General features: G+C 59.9%; 23 protein-coding genes, 2 tRNA genes and 1 pseudogene. 14 read left to right on the top strand and 12 right to left on the bottom strand.

Going from position 1 to position 22,196, the window contains the following annotated elements; genetic code table 11:
- Positions 1–71 precede the first annotated feature (71 nt).
- The 4 genes from A7P95_RS05940 to ppc all read left to right on the top strand — a co-directional run bounded on the left by A7P95_RS05940 (position 72) and on the right by ppc (position 5,986).
- A complete protein-coding gene (locus A7P95_RS05940) occupies positions 72–410 on the top strand; it encodes a P-II family nitrogen regulator (RefSeq protein WP_067592593.1) in 339 nt (112 codons plus the stop codon).
- A 162-nt stretch (positions 411–572) separates the two neighbouring features.
- Complete coding sequence (locus A7P95_RS05935) at positions 573–1,334, top strand: hypothetical protein (RefSeq protein ID WP_067592590.1); 762 nt, start codon at positions 573–575, stop codon at positions 1,332–1,334.
- A complete protein-coding gene (locus tag A7P95_RS05930; protein ID WP_067592587.1) occupies positions 1,322–3,259 on the top strand; it encodes a prolipoprotein diacylglyceryl transferase family protein in 1,938 nt (645 codons plus the stop codon). Before A7P95_RS05935 ends, A7P95_RS05930 begins: the two co-directional genes overlap by 13 nt.
- Before the next feature lie 24 nt (positions 3,260–3,283).
- Entirely contained in the window at positions 3,284–5,986 is a 2,703-nt protein-coding gene (gene ppc, locus A7P95_RS05925; protein WP_067592584.1) for a phosphoenolpyruvate carboxylase, read from the top strand.
- 150 nt (positions 5,987–6,136) lie between these two features.
- Here ppc and A7P95_RS05920 read toward each other — a convergent pair whose 3' ends face one another.
- From A7P95_RS05920 to A7P95_RS05900, 5 genes are all read right to left on the bottom strand, one after another.
- Positions 6,137–6,508: a helix-turn-helix domain-containing protein gene (locus A7P95_RS05920; protein ID WP_067592581.1), complete on the bottom strand. Its 372-nt coding sequence runs from the start codon at positions 6,506–6,508 to the stop codon at positions 6,137–6,139.
- A gap of 3 nt (positions 6,509–6,511) precedes the next feature.
- Positions 6,512–6,814, bottom strand: a complete 303-nt coding sequence (locus A7P95_RS05915; RefSeq protein WP_067592579.1) for a type II toxin-antitoxin system HigB family toxin — start codon at positions 6,812–6,814, stop codon at positions 6,512–6,514.
- A gap of 84 nt (positions 6,815–6,898) precedes the next feature.
- Positions 6,899–6,973 (bottom strand) — tRNA-Arg (locus A7P95_RS05910).
- A 32-nt stretch (positions 6,974–7,005) separates the two neighbouring features.
- On the bottom strand, positions 7,006–7,449 hold the full coding sequence (locus A7P95_RS05905) for a DUF441 domain-containing protein (RefSeq protein ID WP_067592576.1): 444 nt from the start codon (positions 7,447–7,449) through the stop codon (positions 7,006–7,008).
- Positions 7,450–7,474: 25 nt separating this feature from the next.
- On the bottom strand, positions 7,475–8,449 hold the full coding sequence (locus A7P95_RS05900) for a polyprenyl synthetase family protein (protein WP_067592573.1): 975 nt from the start codon (positions 8,447–8,449) through the stop codon (positions 7,475–7,477).
- A gap of 387 nt (positions 8,450–8,836) precedes the next feature.
- Between A7P95_RS05900 and ychF the strand changes: the two genes are divergently transcribed.
- The 5 genes from ychF (at position 8,837) to mscL (ending at position 13,297) form a co-directional block, all read left to right on the top strand.
- Positions 8,837–9,928 (top strand): redox-regulated ATPase YchF, encoded by a 1,092-nt coding sequence (gene ychF, locus A7P95_RS05895; protein ID WP_067592570.1) that lies wholly within the window; start codon positions 8,837–8,839, stop codon positions 9,926–9,928.
- A 115-nt stretch (positions 9,929–10,043) separates the two neighbouring features.
- A complete protein-coding gene (locus A7P95_RS05890) occupies positions 10,044–10,931 on the top strand; it encodes a hypothetical protein (protein ID WP_245636581.1) in 888 nt (295 codons plus the stop codon).
- A 12-nt stretch (positions 10,932–10,943) separates the two neighbouring features.
- Complete coding sequence (locus tag A7P95_RS05885; RefSeq protein ID WP_067592567.1) at positions 10,944–11,540, top strand: hypothetical protein; 597 nt, start codon at positions 10,944–10,946, stop codon at positions 11,538–11,540.
- 229 nt (positions 11,541–11,769) lie between these two features.
- Entirely contained in the window at positions 11,770–12,651 is an 882-nt protein-coding gene (locus A7P95_RS05880) for a carbohydrate kinase family protein (protein ID WP_067592564.1), read from the top strand.
- 208 nt (positions 12,652–12,859) lie between these two features.
- Positions 12,860–13,297, top strand: a complete 438-nt coding sequence (gene mscL, locus A7P95_RS05875) for a large conductance mechanosensitive channel protein MscL (protein WP_067592561.1) — start codon at positions 12,860–12,862, stop codon at positions 13,295–13,297.
- 173 nt (positions 13,298–13,470) lie between these two features.
- On the opposite strand, the gene rng is transcribed toward mscL, so the two are convergent.
- From rng to A7P95_RS05840, 7 genes and pseudogenes are all read right to left on the bottom strand, one after another.
- Positions 13,471–14,973: a ribonuclease G gene (gene rng / locus A7P95_RS05870; RefSeq protein ID WP_067592558.1), complete on the bottom strand. Its 1,503-nt coding sequence runs from the start codon at positions 14,971–14,973 to the stop codon at positions 13,471–13,473.
- A 322-nt stretch (positions 14,974–15,295) separates the two neighbouring features.
- A complete protein-coding gene (gene tyrS / locus A7P95_RS05865; protein ID WP_067592556.1) occupies positions 15,296–16,597 on the bottom strand; it encodes a tyrosine--tRNA ligase in 1,302 nt (433 codons plus the stop codon).
- A gap of 134 nt (positions 16,598–16,731) precedes the next feature.
- Positions 16,732–16,808: transfer RNA gene (locus A7P95_RS05860), tRNA-Pro, on the bottom strand.
- Positions 16,809–16,909: 101 nt separating this feature from the next.
- A complete protein-coding gene (locus A7P95_RS05855) occupies positions 16,910–17,287 on the bottom strand; it encodes a hypothetical protein (protein WP_156503521.1) in 378 nt (125 codons plus the stop codon).
- Complete coding sequence (locus A7P95_RS05850) at positions 17,284–17,490, bottom strand: dioxygenase (protein ID WP_067592552.1); 207 nt, start codon at positions 17,488–17,490, stop codon at positions 17,284–17,286. Before A7P95_RS05850 ends, A7P95_RS05855 begins: the two co-directional genes overlap by 4 nt.
- Positions 17,491–17,609: 119 nt before the next feature.
- Positions 17,610–18,299: pseudogene (locus A7P95_RS05845) on the bottom strand (phage head morphogenesis protein); the annotation flags it as partial.
- Positions 18,296–19,789 (bottom strand): DUF935 domain-containing protein, encoded by a 1,494-nt coding sequence (locus A7P95_RS05840; protein ID WP_067592549.1) that lies wholly within the window; start codon positions 19,787–19,789, stop codon positions 18,296–18,298. The pseudogene A7P95_RS05845 and the gene A7P95_RS05840, both read right to left, overlap by 4 nt.
- A 125-nt stretch (positions 19,790–19,914) precedes the next feature.
- Here A7P95_RS05840 and A7P95_RS05835 point away from each other — a divergent pair, with 125 nt between their 5' ends.
- From A7P95_RS05835 to A7P95_RS05815, 5 genes are read left to right on the top strand one after another with little or no spacing between them, the layout of a single operon-like run.
- Positions 19,915–20,379, top strand: coding sequence for a phage tail protein (locus tag A7P95_RS05835; RefSeq protein WP_245636580.1), 465 nt, complete (start codon positions 19,915–19,917; stop codon positions 20,377–20,379).
- Between the two features lie 3 nt (positions 20,380–20,382).
- Positions 20,383–20,877, top strand: a complete 495-nt coding sequence (locus A7P95_RS12490; RefSeq protein ID WP_067592546.1) for a phage tail protein — start codon at positions 20,383–20,385, stop codon at positions 20,875–20,877.
- Positions 20,878–20,883: 6 nt separating this feature from the next.
- A complete protein-coding gene (locus A7P95_RS05825; RefSeq protein WP_156503520.1) occupies positions 20,884–21,108 on the top strand; it encodes a gp53-like domain-containing protein in 225 nt (74 codons plus the stop codon).
- A 16-nt stretch (positions 21,109–21,124) separates the two neighbouring features.
- Complete coding sequence (locus tag A7P95_RS05820) at positions 21,125–21,760, top strand: DUF4376 domain-containing protein (RefSeq protein WP_067592540.1); 636 nt, start codon at positions 21,125–21,127, stop codon at positions 21,758–21,760.
- On the top strand, positions 21,757–22,152 hold the full coding sequence (locus A7P95_RS05815; protein WP_067592537.1) for a hypothetical protein: 396 nt from the start codon (positions 21,757–21,759) through the stop codon (positions 22,150–22,152). Before A7P95_RS05820 ends, A7P95_RS05815 begins: the two co-directional genes overlap by 4 nt.
- Positions 22,153–22,196: the final 44 nt, after the last annotated feature.

Below are 22,196 nucleotides of genomic sequence, written 5' to 3'. Positions count from 1 at the left end.
ATCTTGGCGGCGATTGAAAGCGCGGCGGGCTTATGGTAGCTTTGCCGCCGGTTCACACGAGGACAACGCCCATGAAAAAAATCGAAGCCATCATCAAGCCATTCAAACTCGACGACGTGCGCGACGCGCTCACCGACATCGGCATCAACGGCATGACGGTAACCGAAGTGAAAGGTTTCGGCCGCCAGAAAGGCCACACCGAAATCTACCGCGGCGCGGAATATGCGGTGGACTTCCTACCCAAAATCCGGCTGGAAATCGTGCTGGAAGACAGCATGGTGGAGCAGGCGGTTGAAACCATCGTGCAGGCCGCCAACTCCGGCAAAATCGGCGATGGCAAAATCTTCATCCTGCCGGTGGAAGGCGTGGTGCGCATCCGCACCGGCGAGCGCGACGAAGCCGCGCTGTAGGCCGGGCGCACACCAAGCAACCCGTTTTCCTCCCCATCCCCGCCACTTCATCTAGGCCGCCGTCGGCAACCCCGCGCCGCCGGCAAAGGCTACCTGAAAGCTTGGCCTAAGCGGCAACCTCGTTTTTCAGGTAGCCCCAAGCGGCCGCACCGCCCATCCATCATGTTCCGCCTGCGCAAACACTATTTCGACGGCATCGACCCCTCCGGCAACGCCCTGATTGCCTACGCGGCCGAGCTGCATTGCCACGGCCTCACCCTGCCCTATTCCGCCCTGATTTTCAGCCCAGCCGAAGGACGCACCAGCGAGCGCAGCTGCCTGCGCGCCCCGCAGCTTTTCCCCGGCGGCATCCAACAAGCCAAGCTCGGTTTCGAAGGCCGCTGGCAGGCGCTGGCCGACGGCGTCCGCCTTGCCCTGCCGGCCGGCAGCGGGCAACTGACATGGCATGCCCACACGCCGGCCGCCCGTTTTCAGGTAGCCTTAAACGGGCGGGAATACCATGGCCTGGGCTATGCCGAAACGCTGGAAATGGACTTTTGGCCGCAACGGCTGCCCCTGCGCGAGCTGTATTGGGGGCGCTTTGTGTCGGAGGCACATTATGCGGTGTGGATCGAATGGCGCGGCGAAGTGCCGCTGCGGCGTTTGTTTTACAACGGCCTGCTCACCGAAGATTTCGTGCTGGAGGCCAGCGGGCTGTCGGCGCCGGCATTCGGCCTGCGCTTGGATTTTGCCGCGCCGCAAACGATTAAAGACGAGCCGCTGCTGGCCATTGCCGAGCGCAATCCTGTGCTGCGGCTATTGTTTGGCCGGCGCTTCCTATCCAGCCGCGAACAGAAATGGAAAAGCCGCGCCACCTTGAGGCTACCTGAAAATATTGCCGTGGAAGGCTGGGCTTTATACGAGAGGGTGTTATGGCAAAAATAAACCTTGCTCTGCAAAAAACGGCTTATGCCGCCGTGTTCTGCCTGCTGCTGCCGCTGCTGCTGATTTTTTGGGCGCGGCACACTTCGGGCGCGGTGCGGCTGCCGGTGCCGCCTTATCCGCTGGCTGGCGCGCTGCTGGCGGCGGCCGGGCTCTCGCTGATGTTGTGGGCGATGCACAATTTGTGGCACCGCGGCGGCGGCCTGCCGATGAATGCGTTTCCGCCGCAGCATTTCGTGGCTTCGGGCGCCTACCGGCTGTGCCGCCACCCGATTTACACCGGCGCGGTTTGGCTGTGTGCGGGCACGGCGCTGTATGCGCAGTCGCCGGGCGGGCTGTGGCTGGTGTCGCCGCTGTTTGCGCTGCTCACAGCGGCTTATGTGGCGGGCTTCGAGCGCGAGGTGATGGAGAGGCAGTTCGGCGCGCGCCCGCTGCTGCACTACGGCTGGTTCAGCCTGCCGCCAGACAACGGGCACGAGGTTTCTTTCTCTAAGCGGCTGCTGCTCGGGCTGGAGATTTGGCTGCTGTGGCTGCTGCTATATGAAGCATTTGTGTGGCTGGGGGTGCCGCCGGATGTGTGGTATAGCAACGGCGCTTGGGATGAGGCGGTGCCGCTGTGGGGCTTCAGCGTGGTGTTTTATGTGCTGCTCTATCCGTGGGCGGGGCTGCTGCCGCTGTGTTTGCGGCAAAACCGTCTGCTGCGCGGCTTTGCCTTGGATGCCTTTTGGGGCATGGCGCTGATTTTTTATTGTTATCTCGTTATTCCGGCTGCCGTGCGCTACGGCAGGCTACCTGAAAATTCTTTATGGCTGCACTGGATTGCGCAGGGGCGGGAATACGACAGCGCGGCGGCGGCGCTGCCTTCGTTCCATGTGTTTTGGGCGCTGCTGGCGGCACGCTATTCTTGCCTATGCCGCCCGCAGTGGCGTATGGTATGGGCTGTGCTGGCGGCGTTGGTGATCATGAGCTGCCTGACCACGCACAACCATACCTTGGCCGATGTGCTGGCCGGGGCAGCTGCTTATTTGGCTATCCGCCACCGGCAGCCGATATACCGCAGGCTGCTGCGTGCTGCCGAAGCGATTGCCAATTCGTGGCACGAATGGCGTTTCGGCCGCCTGCGGCTGATCAACCACGGCTTTTATGCTGCCTTGGGCGGCGTATGCGGTTTTCTGGTGCTGGCTTATTTGCTGCCGCAGTATCTGTGGGTGGTGTGGTTGCTGGGCATCGCCGGATTTATCGGCGCGGGCTTGTGGGCGCAATGGGTGGAAGGCTCGTCGGCGCTGCTGCGCCCGTTCGGCTACTACGGCAGCGTGCTGGGCATTGTGTTGGCCGGCTGCCTGATTGCCGCCTGCTCGGATTTGGGCGGCTGGACGCTGTTGGGCACGGCCGCGCTGGCTGCCTGCCCCATCCAGCTGTTCGGCCGCTGCCGCTGCCTGATTCAGGGCTGCTGCCACGGCATCCCCACCGAGATGCCGGGCATACGTTTTTTCCACGAAAAATCGCGCGTGTGCAAACTGGCCGGCTGGCAGGGGCAAAACCTGCACCCCACCCAGTTTTACTCCATCGCCGCCAATTTCCTGAGCTTTTTCCTGCTGTGGCGCTTATACCGACTGCACATGCCCGCTTCGTTTATTGCCGGCATGTATTTGATTCTCAGCGGCGCGTTCCGCTTCGTGGAAGAATCGCTGCGCGGCGAACCGCAAACGCCGTATTTTCTCGGCATGCGCGTGTACCAATGGCTGGCGCTGGCCTCCGTGTTGGCTGGCATCCTGTTTACCTGCCTGCCCTCCGCCCCGCTGTTTTCAGGTAGCCTCCCTGCCCGCTGGCCACTGCATGCTTTGGCCTATTTTGCATTAATCTGGTGCGTGTACGGCTTGGATTATCCCAACAGTACGCTGCGCTTTTCCCGGCTCACCCAAGAATAACCCTCTGCAAAGGAACTCCCCGCTATGCTCGAACAACCCCAGCATCCCTACAAAGACGCCCCCCTCTTCGACGACGTCGCCTTCCTCACCGATGCGCTGCAAACCGTGCTCGCCGCGCAAACCGACCGCCCCGTGCAAGACGCCGTGGCCGCGCTGATTAGCGGCGAAGCGCCGCAGGAAGTGGTGGCGCGCAGCCTGCCGCAGCTCAACGACCAGCAGCTCGAAGACCTCATCCGCGCCTGCGGCCTGTTTGCGCAAATCCTCAACATTGCCGAAGACGCGCACCACCAGCGCCGCCGCCTCGCCCACAGCCACACCCGCGACAATGTGAAATCCACCTTCGGCCACACCCTCGAGCTGCTGCGCCAGCAGGGCGTGAACGCCGAAGCGCTGCAACAACAGCTCGACCACACCGAAGTGGCTGCCGTGCTCACCGCCCACCCCACCGAAGTGCAGCGCCAAACCATCCTCACCCTGCACCGCCAAATCCGCAACCTGCTCGACCGCCGCGCCAGCCAGGCCGGCCAAAACGAAGACCGCTTGCAGCAGCAGGTGCAAACCATGCTGTGGACGCTGTGGCAAACCAATGAAAACCGCCACTTCAAAATCACCGTAGCCGACGAAATCAGCAACGGCATCATGTATTTCCCGCTTAGCTTCTTTACTGCCGTGCCCGGCGTATACCGCAAGCTGGAGGCCGCGCTTCAGGCAGCCTACCCGCACAGCCGCCTGCCCAACGTGCTGCACATTGGCGGCTGGATTGGCGGCGACCGCGATGGCAACCCATTCGTGTCCGCCGACACCCTGCGCGCTGCCTTCGCCCAGCAGGTGAGCGCCGTGTTCCGCTTCTACCGCAGCCAGCTGTATAAATTGTATGAAGAGTTGCCCATGTCGGTGCGGCGCGTCAACGTGAGCCCCGAAGTGCTGGCTTTATCTGCCCAATCGCCCGACACCGAGCGAGCGCACGAAGAAGAGCCCTACCGCCGCGCCCTGGCCTACATCATCGCCCGCACTGTGGCCACCGCCCGCAAATTTGGCAGCGGGCTGGGCAGCCTGTTCGGCCTGCTCGAGCCGTATGCCACGGTGGAAGAATTTTTGGCCGACCTGCACGCCATCCGCGCTTCATTGTGCGACAACGGCAGTCGCCTCTTGGCCGACGGCCGCCTGGCCGACCTCATCCGCTCCGCCTCCGTGTTCCGCTTCTATCTGATGCCGCTGGATTTGCGCCAGCACGCCCAGCGCCACATCGACGTGGCCGCCGAGCTCTTTGCCGCCGCCGGCCTGGAAAACCTGCAAGAGCTGGGCGAAGCCGAACGCGAACGCGTGCTGCTGCGCGAATTGTCTTCCCCGCGCCCGCTGCACAGCCCGTTTGCCCAATACAGCGAAGCCACCGAGCACGAGCTGGCCATTTTCCGCGCCGCCGCCACCATCAAAACCGAATTCGGCGAAGACGCCATCCGCCAGAGCATTATTTCCAACGCCGAAAACGCCAGCGAAATGCTGGCCTTGGCTCTGATTATGAAAGAAACCGGCCTGCTGCGCCTGAATGCCGAAGGGCTACCTGAAAGCCGGCTCAACATCGTACCGCTGTTTGAAACCATCGAAGCGCTGCAAGAGTGCATCGGCGTGATGGATCACCTCTTCTCCCTGCCCTGGTACCGCCACCTGCTCGCCGGCCGCAGCAACATCCAAGAAATCATGCTCGGCTATTCCGACAGCAACAAAGACGGCGGCTACGTGACCAGCCAATGGGTGCTGTATCAGGCCGAGCAGGCGCTGGTGAAACTGTTTGCCAAACACCAAGTGCGCCTGCGCCTGTTCCACGGCCGCGGCGGCAGCGTGGGGCGCGGCGGCGGCCCCTCCTACGAAGCCGTGCTGGCGCAGCCCGCCGGCAGCGTGGCCGGACAGATCCGCATCACCGAGCAAGGCGAAGTGATCACCGCCAAATACGCCGACGCCGACAACGCCGAGCGTAACCTGGAAACCCTGGTGGCCGCCGCACTCGAAGCCAGCCTGCTGCCGCACCGCACCGAAGAGCCCGACGCCGCGCTGATGCAATCCCTCTCCGACGCCGCCTTCGCCTACTACCGCGCGCTCATCACCCATCCCGATTTCGTCGATTACTTCCTGCAAACCAGCCCCATCAACGAAATCGCCAGCCTCAACATCGGCAGCCGCCCCGCCAGCCGCAAAACCCTGGCGCGGATACAGGATTTGCGCGCCATCCCCTGGGTGTTCTCCTGGACGCAAAACCGCCTCATGCTGCCCGCCTGGTACGGCTTCGGCAGCGCCGTCGAGCAGCTTCTGCGCGACAACCCCGCCAACCTCGAACGCCTGCGCCACATGGTGCGGCACAGCGCCTTCTTCCAAGCCATGCTCTCCAATATGGAACAAGTGATGGCCAAGGCCGATCTCGACATCGCCCGCGCCTACGTGGGCCTCGCCGCCCAGCCGCAGGCCGCCGAAGCCATGTTTGAGCGCATTGCCGGCGAATTCGAGCGCAGCCGCCGCGCCCTGCTGCAACTGATCGAGCAAGACCACCTGCTCACCGACAACCGCACCCTAGCCCGCTCGCTCACCCTGCGCATCCCCTATCTGAACGCGCTCAACTGGCTTCAGGTAGCCCTGCTCGCCCGCCTGCGCCGCCACCCCGGCAACCCGCAGCTCATCCACCTCATCCACCTCACCATCAACGGCGTGGCACAAGGCCTGCGCAATACCGGCTGATGCCCGTTTCCCGCAAACGGCAGGCAAAAAAAGGCTACCTGAAAACGCAGCGCAGCGAAGTTTCTGCGAAGCTAAATTTTTCAGGTAGCCTTTACTTAGTAATACTACGCTGCCGTCCCTTCTGAATCCGAATTTTCTGCAATACGGTTTTCAGGTAGCCCGAATCAGCGTATCGGCGGAAATACCGAGCTTGTCGTGCAGGCGGCGGATCATGGCCAAACTGAGCGGGCGGGTGCCGTTCAGCACCTCGTATACGCGGTTCGGTTTACCGATGATGCCGTCCATATCCTTCACTTCCAACCCCATTTGCTCCATACGGAACTTGATGGCTTCAATCGGCGTGGGCGGCTCCACCGGATATTGCCGCGCCTCATAAGCCTCCACCAAGGAAGCCAACACTTCAAAATAATCCGCCTCTTCTTGAGCAGCGGCATCGGGATTAGCGTCAAAAAACGCCTCCAAGCGCGCCAAAGCGGCACGGTAGGCTTCCTCGCTGCGGATAGGTTTCAACGCCGGCAACATGGTTCAACTCCTTTCTACAGTATCGGCACTGATTTTGTCGTATTCGCCGTGCGTGCCGACAAATTTGATGTATACATAGCCCGCCCCGAACCATATCGCGGCCACCAGCCGATAGCGGTTGCCTTTGATGTTGAACACCACGCGGTTGTTTTTCAGAATGCTGGCCGTGGCAAACATTTGCTTGATGTCGTGCATATTGCGCCAATCGGCATGCTTCACCTCGGCATACCATGCCTTGAGCGGCTGCTCGGCATCCGGATGGATTGCCCAAAATTCGCGCAAAGTGGAAACGGCGATAATCTTCATGGGATAAGAATCTAGTCCCATATTAGGATGAAGTCAAGCAAATGAAAAAAGGCTACCTGAAAATTTCAGGTAGCCTTTTCATCATGGCCCCGCCGACAGGAATCGAACCTGTATTTTACGCTTAGGAGGCATACGTTCTATCCGTTGAACTACGGCGAGAAATCAAAACTCAAAATTTATGCTGCTATCCATCACTTCCCGGCCAGAAACGACAAAATCCCCGCCGCAATCAGCGGCCCCACCGGGATGCCGCCCAAAAAGGCCACGCCGATAATCGTGCCCAGCAGGAGGCCGGTTACCAACACCGGCTGTTCGCTCATCAGCGGCACGCCGCGCCCGGCCAACCACGCCACCAGCACGCCCACCGACACCGCCGCAAACATTTTCCAGTTCATAAACCCGGCCAGGCCGGGAATTTGGATTTTGCCCGACACCAGCGGGCTGAGCACGCCGATGGTCAGCAGGATGATGCCCGCCTGCACGCCGTATTGTTCGGCCAGCGGGATATAGCGCGCCAGCAAGGTTTGCTGCATCAGGAGCAGCACGGTGGCGGCGATGGTGATGGATTGGTTATTGCTGAGCACGCCCAGCAAAATCAGCATCACCAAAAACAGCGGGATAAGGTTCAGATGCAATTATCTATTCCCAATAAAAAGGCCGCTATGATACACGCGCCAGCGATTCTTCGGCAAGCTGGCGCATGGCTCGGGCCACGTCGTTATCCGGCAGCGCTCCCAGGCAGGCCACGGCTTCGTCCACCGCTTTGCGCGCCTCGTTCACGCAATAGGCCAGCGCATCGGATTGCGCCACACAGCCGTGGATTTGCTCGAAATAGCTGCGGTCGGCGTGCTCCAGCGCGTGGCGCACGGCATCGGCCACGGGCGGCGCGGCGTTTTGCATGAGGTAGATCAGCGGCAGGGTGGGCTTGCCTTCGGCCAGGTCGTCGCCCACGTTTTTGCCGGTTTCGGCCACGTTGCCGGCGTAATCCAGCACGTCGTCGATAATTTGGAAGGCGGTGCCGATGTGGCGGCCGTAGTCTTTCAGCGCGGCCTCCTGCTCGGGCGTGGCGCCGGCCAGAATCGCGCCCACCTGCGCGGCGGCTTCAAACAGCTTGGCGGTTTTGTATTGGATTACCTGCACATATTCGGCTTCGGTGATTTGGGTGTTGCCGATGTTCATCAGCTGGAGCACTTCGCCTTCGGCGATGATGTTGGTGGCATCGGCCATCACGTCTAAAATCTTCAAGCTGCCGGAAGACACCATCAGCTGAAACGCACGGGTGTAGAGAAAGTCGCCCACCAGCACGGCGGCGGCGTTGCCAAACATATTGTTGGCCGTTTGGCGGCCGCGCCGCATTTCGCTTTCGTCCACCACGTCGTCGTGCAGCAGGGTGGAGGTGTGGATGAATTCCACCATTGCCGCCAGCGCGTAGAGCGGGTCTTGCTCGTAGCCCAGCACCTTGCCGGAGAGGATGGTGAGGATGGGGCGCAAACGCTTGCCGCCGGCGCTGATGATGTAGCGCCCGATTTGCGAAATCAGCGCCACTTCCGACTGCACCGCGCGCTCGATCACCGCATTAACGCGGCCCAAATCGCGGGGCAGGTGTTGCTGGAAATAAGGCAGGTGCTCAAGCATAATGGTGTGCGGCTCTGTAGTTATTCGGTATGGCGGCCGGGCCAACGCGCCGGCCAAACAGGGGCAGCATTATAACAGCCTTGCGCCCAAGCTGCCTATTTCCCGCCCTGCCGAAGGCTACCTGAAAGCGATGTTTGGGCGCAGCCCAAGCTGAGTTTCTGCGCAGCTAAAGCGCAACTTCAACGAAGTGAAAACGAGCGCTACAGGTTCTGCGTAGCCAAAAACACCGAGCCGGCATTTTCAGGTAGCCTCCCGCGCCCAAAAGGCTACCTGAAAATATCGCCAAGCCCGATGCAGAAGTTTTAACTGCGTTGAAGCTCACGCTTTCAGGTAGCCTTCTATGATAAAATCCGCCGATTTGATTCAACGGCATACTAAGGAACACCCATGAGCATGAAATGCGGCATCGTCGGCCTGCCCAACGTCGGCAAATCCACCCTCTTCAACGCCCTCACCCAATCCGGCATCGAAGCGGCAAACTATCCCTTCTGCACCATCGAGCCCAACGTCGGCATTGTGGAAGTGCCCGACCCGCGCATGGCGGAGCTGGCAAAAATCGTCAACCCGCAAAAAATGCAGCCCGCCATCGTCGAGTTTGTCGATATTGCCGGTTTGGTTGCAGGCGCGAGCAAAGGCGAAGGCTTGGGCAACCAGTTTCTCGCCAACATCCGCGAAACCGACGCCATTGTGAACGTAGTGCGCTGCTTCGACGACGACGACATCGTCCACGTATCCGGCAAAGTCGATCCGATTGCCGACATTGAAACCATCGGCACCGAGCTGGCGCTGGCCGACCTCGCCAGCGTGGAAAAAGCCATCCTGCGCGAAGGCAAACGCGCCAAATCCGGCGACAAAGACGCGCAAAAACTGGTGGCCCTATGCGAAAAACTGCTGCCGCACCTCAACGAAGGCAAGCCCGTGCGCTCCTTCGGCCTCGATGCCGACGAAACCGCCCTGCTCAAACCGCTGTTCCTGCTCACCGCCAAGCCCGCCATGTATGTGGGCAACGTGGCCGAAGACGGCTTTGAAAACAACCCGCACCTCGACCGCCTGAAAGAGCTCGCCGCCAAAGAAAACGCCCCCGTGGTGGCCGTGTGCGCCGCCATGGAGAGCGAAATCGCCGAGCTGGCAGACGACGAAAAAGCCGAGTTCCTCGCCGAAATGGGCTTGGAAGAGCCCGGCCTGAACCGCCTGATCCGCGCAGGCTACGACCTGCTCGGCCTGCAAACCTACTTCACCGCCGGCGTGAAAGAAGTCCGCGCCTGGACGATTCATAAAGGCGACACCGCCCCGCAAGCCGCCGGCGTCATCCACACCGACTTCGAACGCGGCTTCATCCGCGCCCAAGTCATCGCCTACGATGATTTTGTGTCGCTCGGCGGCGAAGCCAAAGCCAAAGAAGCCGGCAAAATGCGCGTGGAAGGCAAGGAATACGTGGTGCAAGACGGCGATGTGATGCACTTCCTGTTCAACGTGTAAAGCGCACGAAGGCTACCTGAAAAAAGTGCTCAACGATTTTCAGGTAGCCTATTCTTCGCCAGGCTACCTGAAAGCGCGAGCCTCAACGCAGTTAAACAATGTATTCTTTGCCATCATGAAAACCCCGCTCCTCCTCGCCCTGCTCCTCAGCACCGCCGCCAGCCACGCGCACACCGCACTCGCCCAGCCCCACCGGCTGCAAAAAGCCATGCCCAGAGCGCAAACCCCCGAGCAAATCGTTCAACTCTACTACCGGAACTATTCGCAGCAACACCGCTGCTTCCGAGCCAGCCCCTCAGACGCAGAATTAGAATACAACTCCAACGAAGGCGGCGAATTCTGCATGCGCCAAACCAAACGTGAAATCCGCCAAACAGCACAGGGCAGGCTGATGTATCTGCTATACACCGGCGATATGTTTGACTTTGATAAAGGTGAAAGCAGCGGTGGCCGGAGGCAATCCGGCTTGGCTGGCATATTTGTGCTGAAACAAGAGAACGGTGGCTGGCAACTGTTGGCAGCTAAACACTACATCGAAATCGGGACTTATGGCCTCACGCCCGAAGCCAAATATTGGTCATTCCGCCAATTCGGCAGAGAGCGTTGGGGTTTTATGACGCCTATGTCCTACCTAAACCACGGTTATGCCAGCTCGGAAATTCTTATCTTTATCCACAACGGCGCAGGCAAAATTAGCGAAAGCCGCATCACAACCGAAACAAGTAACGGCTACTATCTAGACAACTGTCATACCAACCGCGACACCTATCGACCCAATACTCCCGCTGAGCGCCAAAAATGCCGTGCCGAATGGTATGAACTATCCGCCTCCTTCCGCATCATGCCCCACGCCCGCCCCACTGCAGGCATCTACCCGCTGCAGCTCACTGTATCCGGCTTCGACGGCTTCAAACGCTACCGCAACCAAGCCTTCCTCATCCACTATAATGCCGCACAAGAAAAGTATGTCGAGCCCCAAACCTACCCCTTGGCAAACAAATAAAGAAACCAACCCATGAAACCATCCCGCCTATTCCCGCTCCTAGCGCTGGCCGCCCTATTCGCCAGCCACACCGCCCAAGCCGACCCGGCCAACGAGCGCATGCGCCGCGAAGCCGACCGGCAGCTTCAAGAGCGGATAGGGCACTGCCTGCAAATTTACGGCAACCAAAACTGCATACCCGCCGCGCAACAGCCGGCCGAACCACGCCGCCCGCCAGACCCGCGCAGCATATTAAGCCCCGCCGAACGCAGAGCCCTGGAAGAACAATATCGGCGCAACAACCCCAGCGGCTGCACCCCGCCCGATGCCAACGGCGCCCAAACCTGCTTCTCCCTCACCCAAGGCGAACGCGCCTCCATCAGCCTGCAAAACCGCCGGGGTGAAATGCACGGCCCGCGCCTGAACTACCGCTACATCCCGCAAAACCAACGCTACCAAATTTGGGATGCCGAGCACTACCAACACAACCAAATCCAAGAGCGCTACAGCTTCATCCTCAGCAACAGCGGCCACTGCGAATTCGCATCCGTCCGCCCCGATTTGCTGGCCGACAGCACCCGCATCTCCTGCGCCGAAGCCTTCCGCCGCCTCGGCATCGGGCAGAATTGACAGCCCTTCCTCTTCTTCCCCATCGGCCGTTAAACAGACAAAGCAGTAAAATGCTTGAGGCTACCTGAAAACATCCCCACCATTTTTCAGGTATAGTGGATTAACAAAAACCAGTACGGCGTTGCCTCGCCTTGCCGTACTACTTGTACTGTCTGCGGCTTCGTCGCCTTGTCCTGATTTTTGTTAATCCACTACATCCTCCCCCAACCCCCAACCTTAGAGAGTCATCATGAAAATCAGCAGCTTCGGCGAAGTATTATGGGACGACTTTCCCGGCGGCAAAGCCCTCGGCGGCGCCCCGCTCAACATCCTGGTGCGGCTCGCCTCCCTCGGCGCCGAATGCAGCATCATCAGCCGCTGCGGCCGCGATGCCGACGGCGAAGAACTGCTGCGCCAGATTGCCGAACGCAACGTGGCCGCCGATCTCGTGCAGATCGACGAAGAACACGCCACCAGCCTGGTGAAAGTGCTGCTCAAAGCCGACGGCAGCGCCGGCTACGAAATCGTCTATCCCTGCGCCTGGGACAAAATCCGCGTCACCGAAGCCGCCCTCGCGCGCGTGGCCGAATCCGACGCCTTCATCTACGGCAGCCTCTCCGGCCGCGACCCCGTATCCCGCGCCGCGCTCGAGCAGCTCCTGCCCGCCGCCCGCTTCCGTGTGCTCGATGTGAACCTGCGCAAGCCGCACTACGACGCCCAGCGCGTGCTCAGCCTGATGCAGCAGGCCCACCTCATCAAGCTCAACGACGAAGAGCTCTACGAGCTCGCCGCCGCCTTCGGCTCACCCTACCGCAGCCTCGAGCAAAACCTGCACTACCTCGCCCGCCACACCCGCACCGACCACCTCTGCGTTACCCTCGGCCAACACGGCGCGCTCTACTTCCGCCATGGCGAAATCCTCGCCCACCACGGCTTCCACGTAAACGTGGCCGACACCGTGGGCGCGGGCGACAGCTTCCTCGCCGGCTTCCTGCACCAGCTGCTCTCCGGCGCTGCCCCCGCCGACACCCTCGCCTTCGCCTGCGCCATCGGCGCCCTCAACGTTACCCGCCACGGCGCCACCCCCGCCATTTCCTTGGCAGAAATCCGCGCCCTGATGCAGCCGGGCTGATCCGTTCAGCCCGCATTGGCGTTTTCGTTTTCAGGTAGCCGCAAATAGCCGCCATATCCTGCCAAACAACAGCAGCGAAATCGAATAATCTGCCCATTCCCGCCCCGCCCCACCAACACTTAACAAAACTTATCCGCAACATACAGACGGCGGCACACAAAACCATTATCATGCCGCCGATTTTTCACCACACTTAAAGGAAACACACATGGCACTTCGCGACGAATTCAAAGCCTTCATCATGCGCGGCAACGTGATCGACCTTGCCGTCGGCATGGTGGTGGGCACCGCCTTTTCCGGCATCGTTAAATCATTGGTGGACGACGTAATCATGCCGCCCATCGGCCTGATTTTGGGCGGCGTGGATTTCTCCAACCTGTTCATCACCCTGAAAGACGGCGCCAACGCCCCCGCCGAAGGCTACGCCACCCTCGCCGCCGCCCAAGCTGCCGGCGCGGTAACGCTCAACATCGGCCTCTTTATCAACACCGTAATCAGCTTCCTGATTATCGCCACCGCCATCTTCGCCGTGATCAAAGGCATCAGCAAACTGCAAAAAGAAGCCCCCGCCGCCGAAGAAGCCCCGGCCGAACCTTCCGAAGAAATCCTGCTGCTGCGCGAAATCCGCGATTCGCTGAAAAAATAACCGCCGCACAGCGCAAAAGGCTACCTGAAAATTTTAGCTTCGCAGAAACTTCGCTGCGCTGCGTTTTCAGGTAGCCTTTATCCTTTCCGTATCATCCAACCGTTTCCCCACATGGCAAAAGGCTACCTGAAAACCCCAAACCGGTTTTCAGGTAGCCTTTTCTTCGCTCCGCGCTACAACAACACGATATCAAACTGCTCCTGCGTATAGCTGCCTTCCACCATCAGCGAAATCGGCTTGCCGATGAAATCGATGAGCAGCGCCAGCGATTGCGATTCTTCGTCTAAAAACAAATCGATCACCGGCGGAGCGGCCAGAATGCGGAATTCGCGCGCGTCGAAGCGGCGCGATTCGCGCACGATTTCGCGCTGGATTTCGTAGCACACGGTTTGCGCGGTTTTCAGGTAGCCCCTGCCCTGGCAAACTGGGCACGGCTCGCACAATACGTGGTTGAGGTTTTCGCGCGAACGTTTGCGCGTGAGCTCCACCAGGCCGAGGCTGGTGAAGCCGTTGAGGGTAACGCGGGTGCGGTCGAAGCGCAGGGCTTTGGCCAGCTCGCTGAGCACGGCTTGGCGGTGTTCGTCGCTAGCCATGTCGATGAAATCCACAATAATCATGCCGCCGAGGTTGCGCAGGCGCAGCTCGCGGGCAATGGCGTGGCAGGCTTCGAGGTTGGTTTTGAAGATGGTTTCGTCGAAATTGCGCGCGCCCACGAAGCCGCCGGTGTTCACGTCGATGGTGGTCATGGCTTCGGTGCTTTCGATGATGAGGTAGCCGCCGAAGTTTAAATCCACGCGGGGCTGGAGCGATTGGTTGATTTCCTGCTCCACGGGGAAAAGCTCGAACAGGGGCTTTTCGCCCTGATAGTGTTGGATGCGCTCCACGGCGCCTTGCACGTATTGGCTGGCGAAATCCTGCATGCGCTGGTAGTTGTGGGCGGAATCGACGAAGATTTTTTGGGTGTTGCCGTTGAACATGTCGCGCAGCACGCGCAGGCTGAGCGGCAAATCTTGGTAGAGCATGGTTTCGGGCGGGCTGTTTTGGGAGCGCTGCCGGATGTCTTGCCAGAGTTTGGTGAGGTAGTCGATGTCGGCTTGCAGCTCTTCGTCGCGGGCGGTTTCGGCGCTGGTGCGGATGATGTAGCCGTGGTTGCCTTCTTCTGGCAGCAGGGCTTTGAGGCGCTCGCGCAGGCCGTTGCGCTCATTTTCGTCTTCGATGCGCTGGGAAATGCCGATGTGGCTGTCTTGCGGCAGATACACGAGGAAGCGCCCGGCCAGCGAGATTTGGGTGGAAAGGCGGGCCCCTTTGCTGTTGATCGGGTCTTTGATTACCTGCACGAGAATGGTTTGCCCTTCAAACAGCATATGCTCGATGCGCTGGGTTTCTTCGGGCTTTTGGCGCTGTTCGAGCACGTCCACGATGTGCAGGAAGGCGGCGCGCTCCAGGCCGATGTCGATGAAGGCGCTCTGCATACCGGGCAACACGCGCCGCACCACGCCCAGATAAATATTGCCCACCAGGCCGTGGCCGCTGTTGCGGTCGATGTGCAGCTCGCACACTTTGTTTTCTTCCAGCAGCGCCACGCGGGTTTCCTGCGGCGTGATGTTTACCAGGATGGTTTCCGGCGGGCGGGCGGCTTCGTCGGCCAGCCGGATTTGGTTGATTGCCTGTGTCATTTTTTTCTCGATTCAATAGTATTTTGCAGAACAGGCGGGGAATGCCTGCGCGTTCTGCAAAATCTACTGTTTGGCCGGAGCATGGCTTTCGTTCTACGGCGGAAACCGGGCAAGCGCAGCGGCGAATCATACGCCGAAAGCCGCCCTGCCGACAACCTGCCCGCCGGCGGAGAAACGGTTTGGCCGGCGCCGGAACCTGCCTTTCCAAGCCGCCTTGATTGCCGGATGATTGGCAATATTTTCAATAGGTAAACTAACAGAAAGGCTACCTGAAAAATGCCGCGGCAGATTTTCAGGTAGCCTTTCGCTTGGCTTTAGAAGATTATTGCCACACCAAGAGCGCGTGGTTGCGTTTGCCGCGGCGCAGGATGGTGTATTTGCCGAAACGTTTGTGCGCGTCGGCGATGAGGTAGGCATCGTCGGGGCGTTCGGCGGCGTGGTTCGGGTTGTTCTGCTCGGCGGGCGCGCCGTTGAGCAGCACCGCCTTGCTGTTCACAAAACCGCGCGCTTCTTTGTTGGACGAAGCCAAGCCGGTTTTCACCAGGGCTTCCACCACATTGAGGCTACCTGAAACTTCAAATGCGGGCAGGCCGTCGAGGGCGAGCTGTTCGAAGTCGCTTTCGGTGAGGCTGCTTTGGTCTTCGGCAAACAGGCTCTCGCTGATGCGCTGCGCGGCGGCGAGGGCTTCTTCGCCGTGAATCAGGCGCGTCATTTCTTCGGCAAGGATGCGCTGGGCTTCGGGCTTGGTGCCGCTGGCTTTATCTTGGGCTTCGATGGCGTCGATTTGCTCGATGCTCAGGAAGGTGAAGTATTTCAGGAATTTATATACGTCGGCATCGGCCACTTTCAGCCAGAATTGGTAGAACTGGTAGGGCGAGGTTTTCTTCGCGTTCAGCCACACCGCGCCGCCTTCGGTTTTGCCGAATTTGGTGCCGTCGGATTTGGTTACCAGCGGCAGGGTCAGGCCGAATACTTGTTTTTGGTTCAAGCGGCGGGTGAGGTCGATGCCATTGGTGATGTTGCCCCATTGGTCGGAGCCGCCGATTTGCAGCAACGCGCCGTGGCGTTTGTTCAGCTCGGCGAAGTCGTAGCTCTGCAACAGCGTGTAGGCGAATTCGGTGAAGGAGATGCCCACGTCGTCGCGGTCAATGCGCTGCTTCACGGATTCTTTGTTCAGCATGGCGTTTACGGAGAAATGCTTGCCGATGTCACGCAGGAAGCTTAAGCAGTTCATGCCGGCAAACCAGTCGGCATTGTTGGCCATGATGGCGGCGTTTTCGCCTTCAAAGCTCAAAAACGGTTTGAGCTGGTTGCGGATGCTGTCCACCCAGCCGGCCACGGTTTCGGCGGAATTGAGGCTGCGCTCCACCGCTTTGAAACTGGGGTCGCCAATCATACCGGTTGCACCGCCCACCAAAGCAATCGGCGTGTGCCCGGCCTGCTGGAAACGGCGCAGGGCGAGCACGGGCAGCAGATGGCCGATGTGCAGGCTGTCGGCAGTGGGGTCGAAGCCGCAGTAGAGGGCGATTTTCTGTTGGCTCAACAAAGCGTCCAGCGCTTCGATGTCGGTGGTTTGCGCGATGAGGCCGCGCGCTTGCAGGTCTTGGATCACGGAAACAGTCATAACGGTTTTCTTTGCGATAACTGGATGGGAATGGGGAATATTTTTTCAGGTAGCCTTTGAGGCCTAAGGGCGCAGCATCGTTTGCGCCGCACCAAAACAAAAAGACTTGGCAGCACCAAGTCTTTTTAAAAAGCTGGTCGGAATGAGAGGATTCGAACCTCCGACCCCTTCGTCCCGAACGAAGTGCGCTACCAGACTGCGCTACATTCCGAAAGAAGGTGCATTATAAGCCCGGGCACGCCGTTTAGCAAGCACATTCTGCGCCTTTGGCGCATTTCCGCGCGATGCGTCCGCCCCTTCGCCGTGCAGGTTTTATGCTTCTTTCTTGACCACCGCCCTGCCCCGCGCCGCCTGCACCTGCACGGCAAAATACAGCGCTGCCGCCGCGCCGGCCATATCTGCCGCCGCATCCAGCCAATCGGCCTGCCGTGAAGCCGTGAGCGTGCCCTGCGCCCACTCGCTGCCCGCAGCCAGCACCAGCGCCGCCGCCAGCAACGCCCTCACCGGCACCGCCCGCCGCCGCTGCAAAAACACCTTGGCCAGCAGCCAAAACTGTCCGAAAAACAAGCCCGCGTGCACGACTTTGTCGAAATGGGCAAACGGCGGCGGCGTGTTGCCGCCCTCGTGCAGCAGCAGCGCATACACCATGCCGGCAAACCACAGCCCGCTCAGCAGAAGCCAGCGGCTCACGCGCCGTGCTCCGAGAGCCAGTCGGCGCACATCATCGCCAGCCGCGTAAACCGCCCGCCGCGCGCATCCAACACCGCCTGCCACTGCGCCACTTCCTCCGCTGTGGGCGCTTCGTCCAGGCTGCACTCGTTGAGCCAGAAATCCAGCGTTTCCGCCGCCGCGCCCACCGTTTCCGTGCGGAAAAATTCCAAGAGTTCAGACATTGCCTTCTCCAAACGTTTGATTTGCGATGCGGCGGATTGTACTTGCCTTTTGAAGCAGCCGCCATCGGCTTCCAGGTAGCCTGCCGCCGGTATAAAGGCTACCTGAAAACGATGTCTTGGCGTATGCCGGTACGCTGGGCATGGCGTTCTTCGCCGGTGTATTGGTTGACACCGATGTCCACGGTTTGGGTTTCCAGCTGCGGGCTGGGCTGCACTCTTCCCTCCCCCCGGCTGCGCGATAAGGGTCGAACCCGGCAGCGGCAACGGTAATCCAAGGGCGGGTACAGGGTATCCCACACCGGGTCGTCGGCGGCATAAACGCTGCCGTGCAGCAGGCGGTGGGTCTCGCGGGTGCGCTCGTCGTTGACTGCCACGTATTCCCAGTATGGGTGAGTATCCACGGCATCCATCATCTCAGCATAACGCCCGGCCATATAGGCCGACTGCATATTGGTCAGGTAGATGGTTTTGAGGCGGTAGGGACTGCCCAGGCGCACGGTTTGGATTTCGCCGGTGTCCGGGTGCGGCATATCCTGTCTGCCCCACCAGCCTTTGGCCTGCAATACCGGCGTCAGCTGCTCGCTGAACTGCTCCAAGGTCTGCCCGCTTTCGGCGGCTTTGACCACGGCGGCATAGATATCGCCGACCACATCCATGCCGGCGGTTTTGGCTACGGTGAAGGCGGTGGCGTGCGCATCGTCCAGCATGTCCTGCCAGTCCCATGATACGTTGATGCCTTTCTGCTGCAGATAGGCCACGGCGGCTTCGGGCTGCATGCCGAAGATGGCTTTGATGTCTTCGGGGTTCATTCGGCCAGCTCCTCAGCAGCTTCCACTCTGCCGACCAGTTCGGCCAGAAAGATTAAGCGTGCCAATTCCTCTTGAAGCGCGGCATCATCCATATTCGGATAAGCGGCGGTCAGCTTGTCCAGCACTGCTTCGGGTGTGGCCTGTCCCTGTTTCAGGCTGCCAATCAAGATATCGGTTAATGCCTGCCCCTGTGCGTTGAGGCTACCTGAAAGAGGGGCGAGGGTGTCGATGACCAAGCCGGCATCGGCAGCCGGCCGGTGTTCGGCGAAGTCGGCCAAAGGTGACGCCGGCGTCGCATTTGGCGGAGAGGCTACCTGAACAATATCGTCGTCGCTCAGGTTGTAGGCGCGTTTCCAGTAGCTTTCGGATAACCGGACACCGCAGCCGGTCAGGATTTGGTCGCGTTCGGCCAAGGTCTTGTCGCCTGCTTCTTCGGTGTACAAAACAAACTGCGGGCGCGGGGTGTCGGCAGCAAAGTTGAAACCGCAGATCCAGTCGATGAGCTGGTTCAGGCAGCCTTCGACGATGCGGCAGTCGTTGTCCCGAATATCCTTGGTTACCTCCAAACCTGCGGTGGCGCTGGCGTGGGTACTGTCTTTCTCGGTGGTCTGGTCTTGGCCGAGCAGCGCAATAGCGATTTCGGAGCGGCAGTAGCGGATAAAGCGGTCGTACACATCGGCACTGCCCTGTTTACCCGCCGCCTCTTTGATTTCGACGCTGGAGTCGTCGGGAATGGTGGCCACCGAGTTGCCGATTAGCTGTTCCAGCGCATCCAGCAGGCGGTCGGTGTCTTGGTCGGTATTGCTGCGCGGTTCGCGGCCGATGATCCACGGTGCACCGAATTTTTCGCTGAACTCCGCCCAAAATTTCAGACCGCCGCGTTTGAAGATGGTCGGCCAGTAAATGCAGGACAAATCGCCGATACCGTATGGGTTGATGTAGCTGGCATTGTGGGTCGGGCACAGGAATTTGAAGGCCGGTACCGGTTCGTCGTTCAGGCTGCCTGAAAGGCGGAAGCGCAGCTGCCCGTCTTGGTCGAACTGAAACCACTCCTGCGGCTTGGCCACGATTTCGGACGGCAGCCACAGGCTGCCCCGCTGCCAGATGATTTCCAAGGGCTGATAGCCGTACAGGGTGGCATCTAGGATTTGGTTGATCAGGCGGTACAGGTCAAAACCGGAGAACAGCTCGGCAATGGTGTCGCAGACCGTGTCAGGCGCACCGTTGGCTTCAATGCGCCATTCCATGCCCGCCACGGCCGATTTCCGGCGGCGCACATGACCGGCGACAATCGGGTCGGACAGCAGCTCGCGATAAACCGAGATGTCACGCCCGAGCTTTTTCAACACGGGGTCGGGATTGGGCAGATAGCCGCCGAAACCGCCGATGCCCCAAAAGCGTTGGGCAACGGCGAGGTGGGCGGTCAGGTCGGCGGGTTTGAGGGTAACCGCGCCGTTGGCGGTTTTGAGTTTGAAGTGGGGTTTGGCCATATCAGTATCCTCGGGTTAAGGGGCTGCGGTGGCGGATTTTACGGCTGGCCACACGTACCGGGCCGGTCTCACCGTCGGCGGCATTGAGGGCAAGAAAGCACGCCCAAGTTCGGTCGGCGTGACCGTTGGCATCGGATGCCCCCGAACACCTGCCGCTCTTGGCCGAGAGCCGCAGCATCTTGGGTGCCGACGGCTACTGGTTGGCCGAATCCGACGATGCGCGCCGCAGGTTGATTAAGGGCACATACGAACTGCACCGCTACAAAGGCACGCCGTGGGCAATCCGTGAGATCGTGCGGCGGCTCGGGTTTGGCGAGGTGCGGATTATCGAAGGGCTGAACGGCCAAACCTACAACGGCAGCATCAACTACAACGGCAGCCATGTTTACGGAAACGGCAGCTACTGGGCGCACTACCGCATCATCATGAACAGCGTGATTACCAACGACCAGGCCGCGCTGTTGCGCAAAACGCTGGCCGCCTTCGCACCGGCACGCTGCCTGTTGGCAGCCTTGGATTATCAGGCCGTCCCCCTGCGTTACAACGGGCGGGCGGCCTACGACGGCAACTTTAACTTTGGAGCAGCTTAAAAAATGGCGAATATCACGGAAGAACTGAACAACCCGCAATGGGCGGAAGGTATCTACCAGCTAGAAACCACCGACCCGGTATTGGGTGGGCCGAACGGCATTGCCAACCGGCAGGCCAAGGAACTGGCCGCGCGGACGCAGTATTTGAAGAAAAAGCAGGAGGAGGACAAACCGGGGGCGGCCAGCACCACCAAAGCCGGCATCGTACAGCTCTCGTCTGTCACTGACAGCAACAGCGAAGAGCTGGCAGCCACGCCGAAGGCGGTGAAGGCGGCTTACGACAAGGCTGTTGAATCTGCCGGCAATGCCTCCACGCTGGCGGCGGATTTGCAGCGCAAGGCCAACTGCGATGAGGTAGCTCCAAAAGCCCACACCCACCGCGCCGCCGAGATTACCGATTTAAGTGCCACCATCGAAGCAGTAGTGGGCAGGCTGTTTGCCTCCGACAAATCCGTTTCAGGCTATCAGAAAATGGCGGGCGGCTTGATTTTTGAATGAGGAAGTGTGCCGGTGCAGGAAGATGTGTTTTCCACCGTGATTTTTCCGCTCGCGTTTCCGAACGCCTGTTTGAATGTGCAAATCAGCGCAGTTTTAGACAACGTGGCCGGTGGAACGGCAGTACTGTCTGCCCATGTTGGCAAAATCAGTAAGACCGGCTGCTCGGTAACCGTATCAGAAAACGGCGTATTCGGGCAAAAAACCGTGCATTGGCTGGCCATCGGCTACTAAATTTAGGAGCTAAAACATGACTATTTTTTACTCAAAATCCAATCAGGCGTTTTACGACAGCGCCATCCACAGCAGGCTACCTGAAGATGCGGTAGAGATTAGCCCCGAACAGCACGCCGCACTGCTGGCCGGGCAATCTGCCGGACAAGTGATTATGCCCGGCAAAGACGGCAAACCCGTGCTGGCCGAGCAGCCGCCCTGCCCATCCAGCACCTGGGACGGCGAGCAATGGCACATCGACCCAGAGTGCGCTGCACGGCTCAAAGCCGAGCAGCAGGATGAGATGTGGGAGCGCATCAAGGCCAAGCGTGCCGATAATCTGCGGCATGGGGTGTACGTTAAATCGGCAGGCAAATGGTTTCATACCGACGACAACAGCCGCACACAATATATTGCGCTGGCAGTCATGCCGAGGCTACCTGAAAAGCTGCCCTGGAAAACGATGGACAACAGCTTTGTGAACATGACCAAAGCCCTACTGGCTGAATTGATGGAGCAGATGCTGATTGACGAGCAGGCCGACTTTGCGAATGCCGAACGCCACAAAGCGGCAATGGAAAAAGCTGAACACCCGCTGGAATACGACTACAGCGGCGGCTGGACAGCCAACTACGAACAGGCCGCCGCCGAACTTGAGGAGGTAGAAAAATGAACCGGCAACAAATCTATCTCGCTCTATACAAAGGTCGTCGGGACAGTTCCGGCTGGCGCGTGTGGCCGGCGCGGTTTACCGACTGGTTCACGCGCAAACTGACCCGCGGCCAGTACAGCCATGCCGAGATTGTGGTGCGCGAGCATCCGCAGGCATCGGTTTATACCTGCTACTCCGCTTCCATCCGCGATAAAGGCGTGCGCTGCAAAGTGATGCCGCTGCCGGCGGCTAAATGGGATTTGATTCCATTGCCCTCCCCCCCGGAGGCACACGAGCAGCTGCAGCGGGTATGGACGGCCACCGAGGGGCAGGGCTACGACCTAATGGGCATATTTGGTATCGCTTTCGGGCTACCCCATCAACATGGAGCAGGCAGAGCCGGCTTGACGTGAAAAATCCCACCAAGCAAGGTGGGATTTGTAACGTTGTTGCATAG

Origin of the sequence: Eikenella longinqua (assembly GCF_001648355.1) — a bacterium.
GTDB lineage: Bacteria > Pseudomonadota > Gammaproteobacteria > Burkholderiales > Neisseriaceae > Eikenella > Eikenella longinqua.
This window is presented reverse-complemented; position numbering and strand designations above follow the sequence as displayed.

Excerpts from the sequence above, each read along its gene's own strand:
- rng (WP_067592558.1), bottom strand. The coding sequence starts at position 14,973 with ATGACACAGGCAATCAACCAAATCCGGCTGGCCGACGAAGCCGCCCGC.
- A7P95_RS05815 (WP_067592537.1), top strand. The coding sequence starts at position 21,757 with ATGAACCGGCAACAAATCTATCTCGCTCTATACAAAGGTCGTCGGGAC.
- ychF (WP_067592570.1), top strand. The coding sequence starts at position 8,837 with ATGAGCATGAAATGCGGCATCGTCGGCCTGCCCAACGTCGGCAAATCC.
- A7P95_RS05920 (WP_067592581.1), bottom strand. The coding sequence starts at position 6,508 with ATGTTGCCGGCGTTGAAACCTATCCGCAGCGAGGAAGCCTACCGTGCC.
- A7P95_RS05840 (WP_067592549.1), bottom strand. The coding sequence starts at position 19,789 with ATGGCCAAACCCCACTTCAAACTCAAAACCGCCAACGGCGCGGTTACC.
- A7P95_RS05850 (WP_067592552.1), bottom strand. The coding sequence starts at position 17,490 with ATGTCTGAACTCTTGGAATTTTTCCGCACGGAAACGGTGGGCGCGGCG.
- A7P95_RS05930 (WP_067592587.1), top strand. The coding sequence starts at position 1,322 with ATGGCAAAAATAAACCTTGCTCTGCAAAAAACGGCTTATGCCGCCGTG.
- A7P95_RS12490 (WP_067592546.1), top strand. The coding sequence starts at position 20,383 with ATGGCGAATATCACGGAAGAACTGAACAACCCGCAATGGGCGGAAGGT.
- A7P95_RS05820 (WP_067592540.1), top strand. The coding sequence starts at position 21,125 with ATGACTATTTTTTACTCAAAATCCAATCAGGCGTTTTACGACAGCGCC.
- A7P95_RS05890 (WP_245636581.1), top strand. The coding sequence starts at position 10,044 with ATGAAAACCCCGCTCCTCCTCGCCCTGCTCCTCAGCACCGCCGCCAGC.
- A7P95_RS05915 (WP_067592579.1), bottom strand. The coding sequence starts at position 6,814 with ATGAAGATTATCGCCGTTTCCACTTTGCGCGAATTTTGGGCAATCCAT.
- A7P95_RS05885 (WP_067592567.1), top strand. The coding sequence starts at position 10,944 with ATGAAACCATCCCGCCTATTCCCGCTCCTAGCGCTGGCCGCCCTATTC.
- mscL (WP_067592561.1), top strand. The coding sequence starts at position 12,860 with ATGGCACTTCGCGACGAATTCAAAGCCTTCATCATGCGCGGCAACGTG.
- A7P95_RS05900 (WP_067592573.1), bottom strand. The coding sequence starts at position 8,449 with ATGCTTGAGCACCTGCCTTATTTCCAGCAACACCTGCCCCGCGATTTG.
- tyrS (WP_067592556.1), bottom strand. The coding sequence starts at position 16,597 with ATGACTGTTTCCGTGATCCAAGACCTGCAAGCGCGCGGCCTCATCGCG.
- A7P95_RS05935 (WP_067592590.1), top strand. The coding sequence starts at position 573 with ATGTTCCGCCTGCGCAAACACTATTTCGACGGCATCGACCCCTCCGGC.
- ppc (WP_067592584.1), top strand. The coding sequence starts at position 3,284 with ATGCTCGAACAACCCCAGCATCCCTACAAAGACGCCCCCCTCTTCGAC.
- A7P95_RS05940 (WP_067592593.1), top strand. The coding sequence starts at position 72 with ATGAAAAAAATCGAAGCCATCATCAAGCCATTCAAACTCGACGACGTG.
- A7P95_RS05880 (WP_067592564.1), top strand. The coding sequence starts at position 11,770 with ATGAAAATCAGCAGCTTCGGCGAAGTATTATGGGACGACTTTCCCGGC.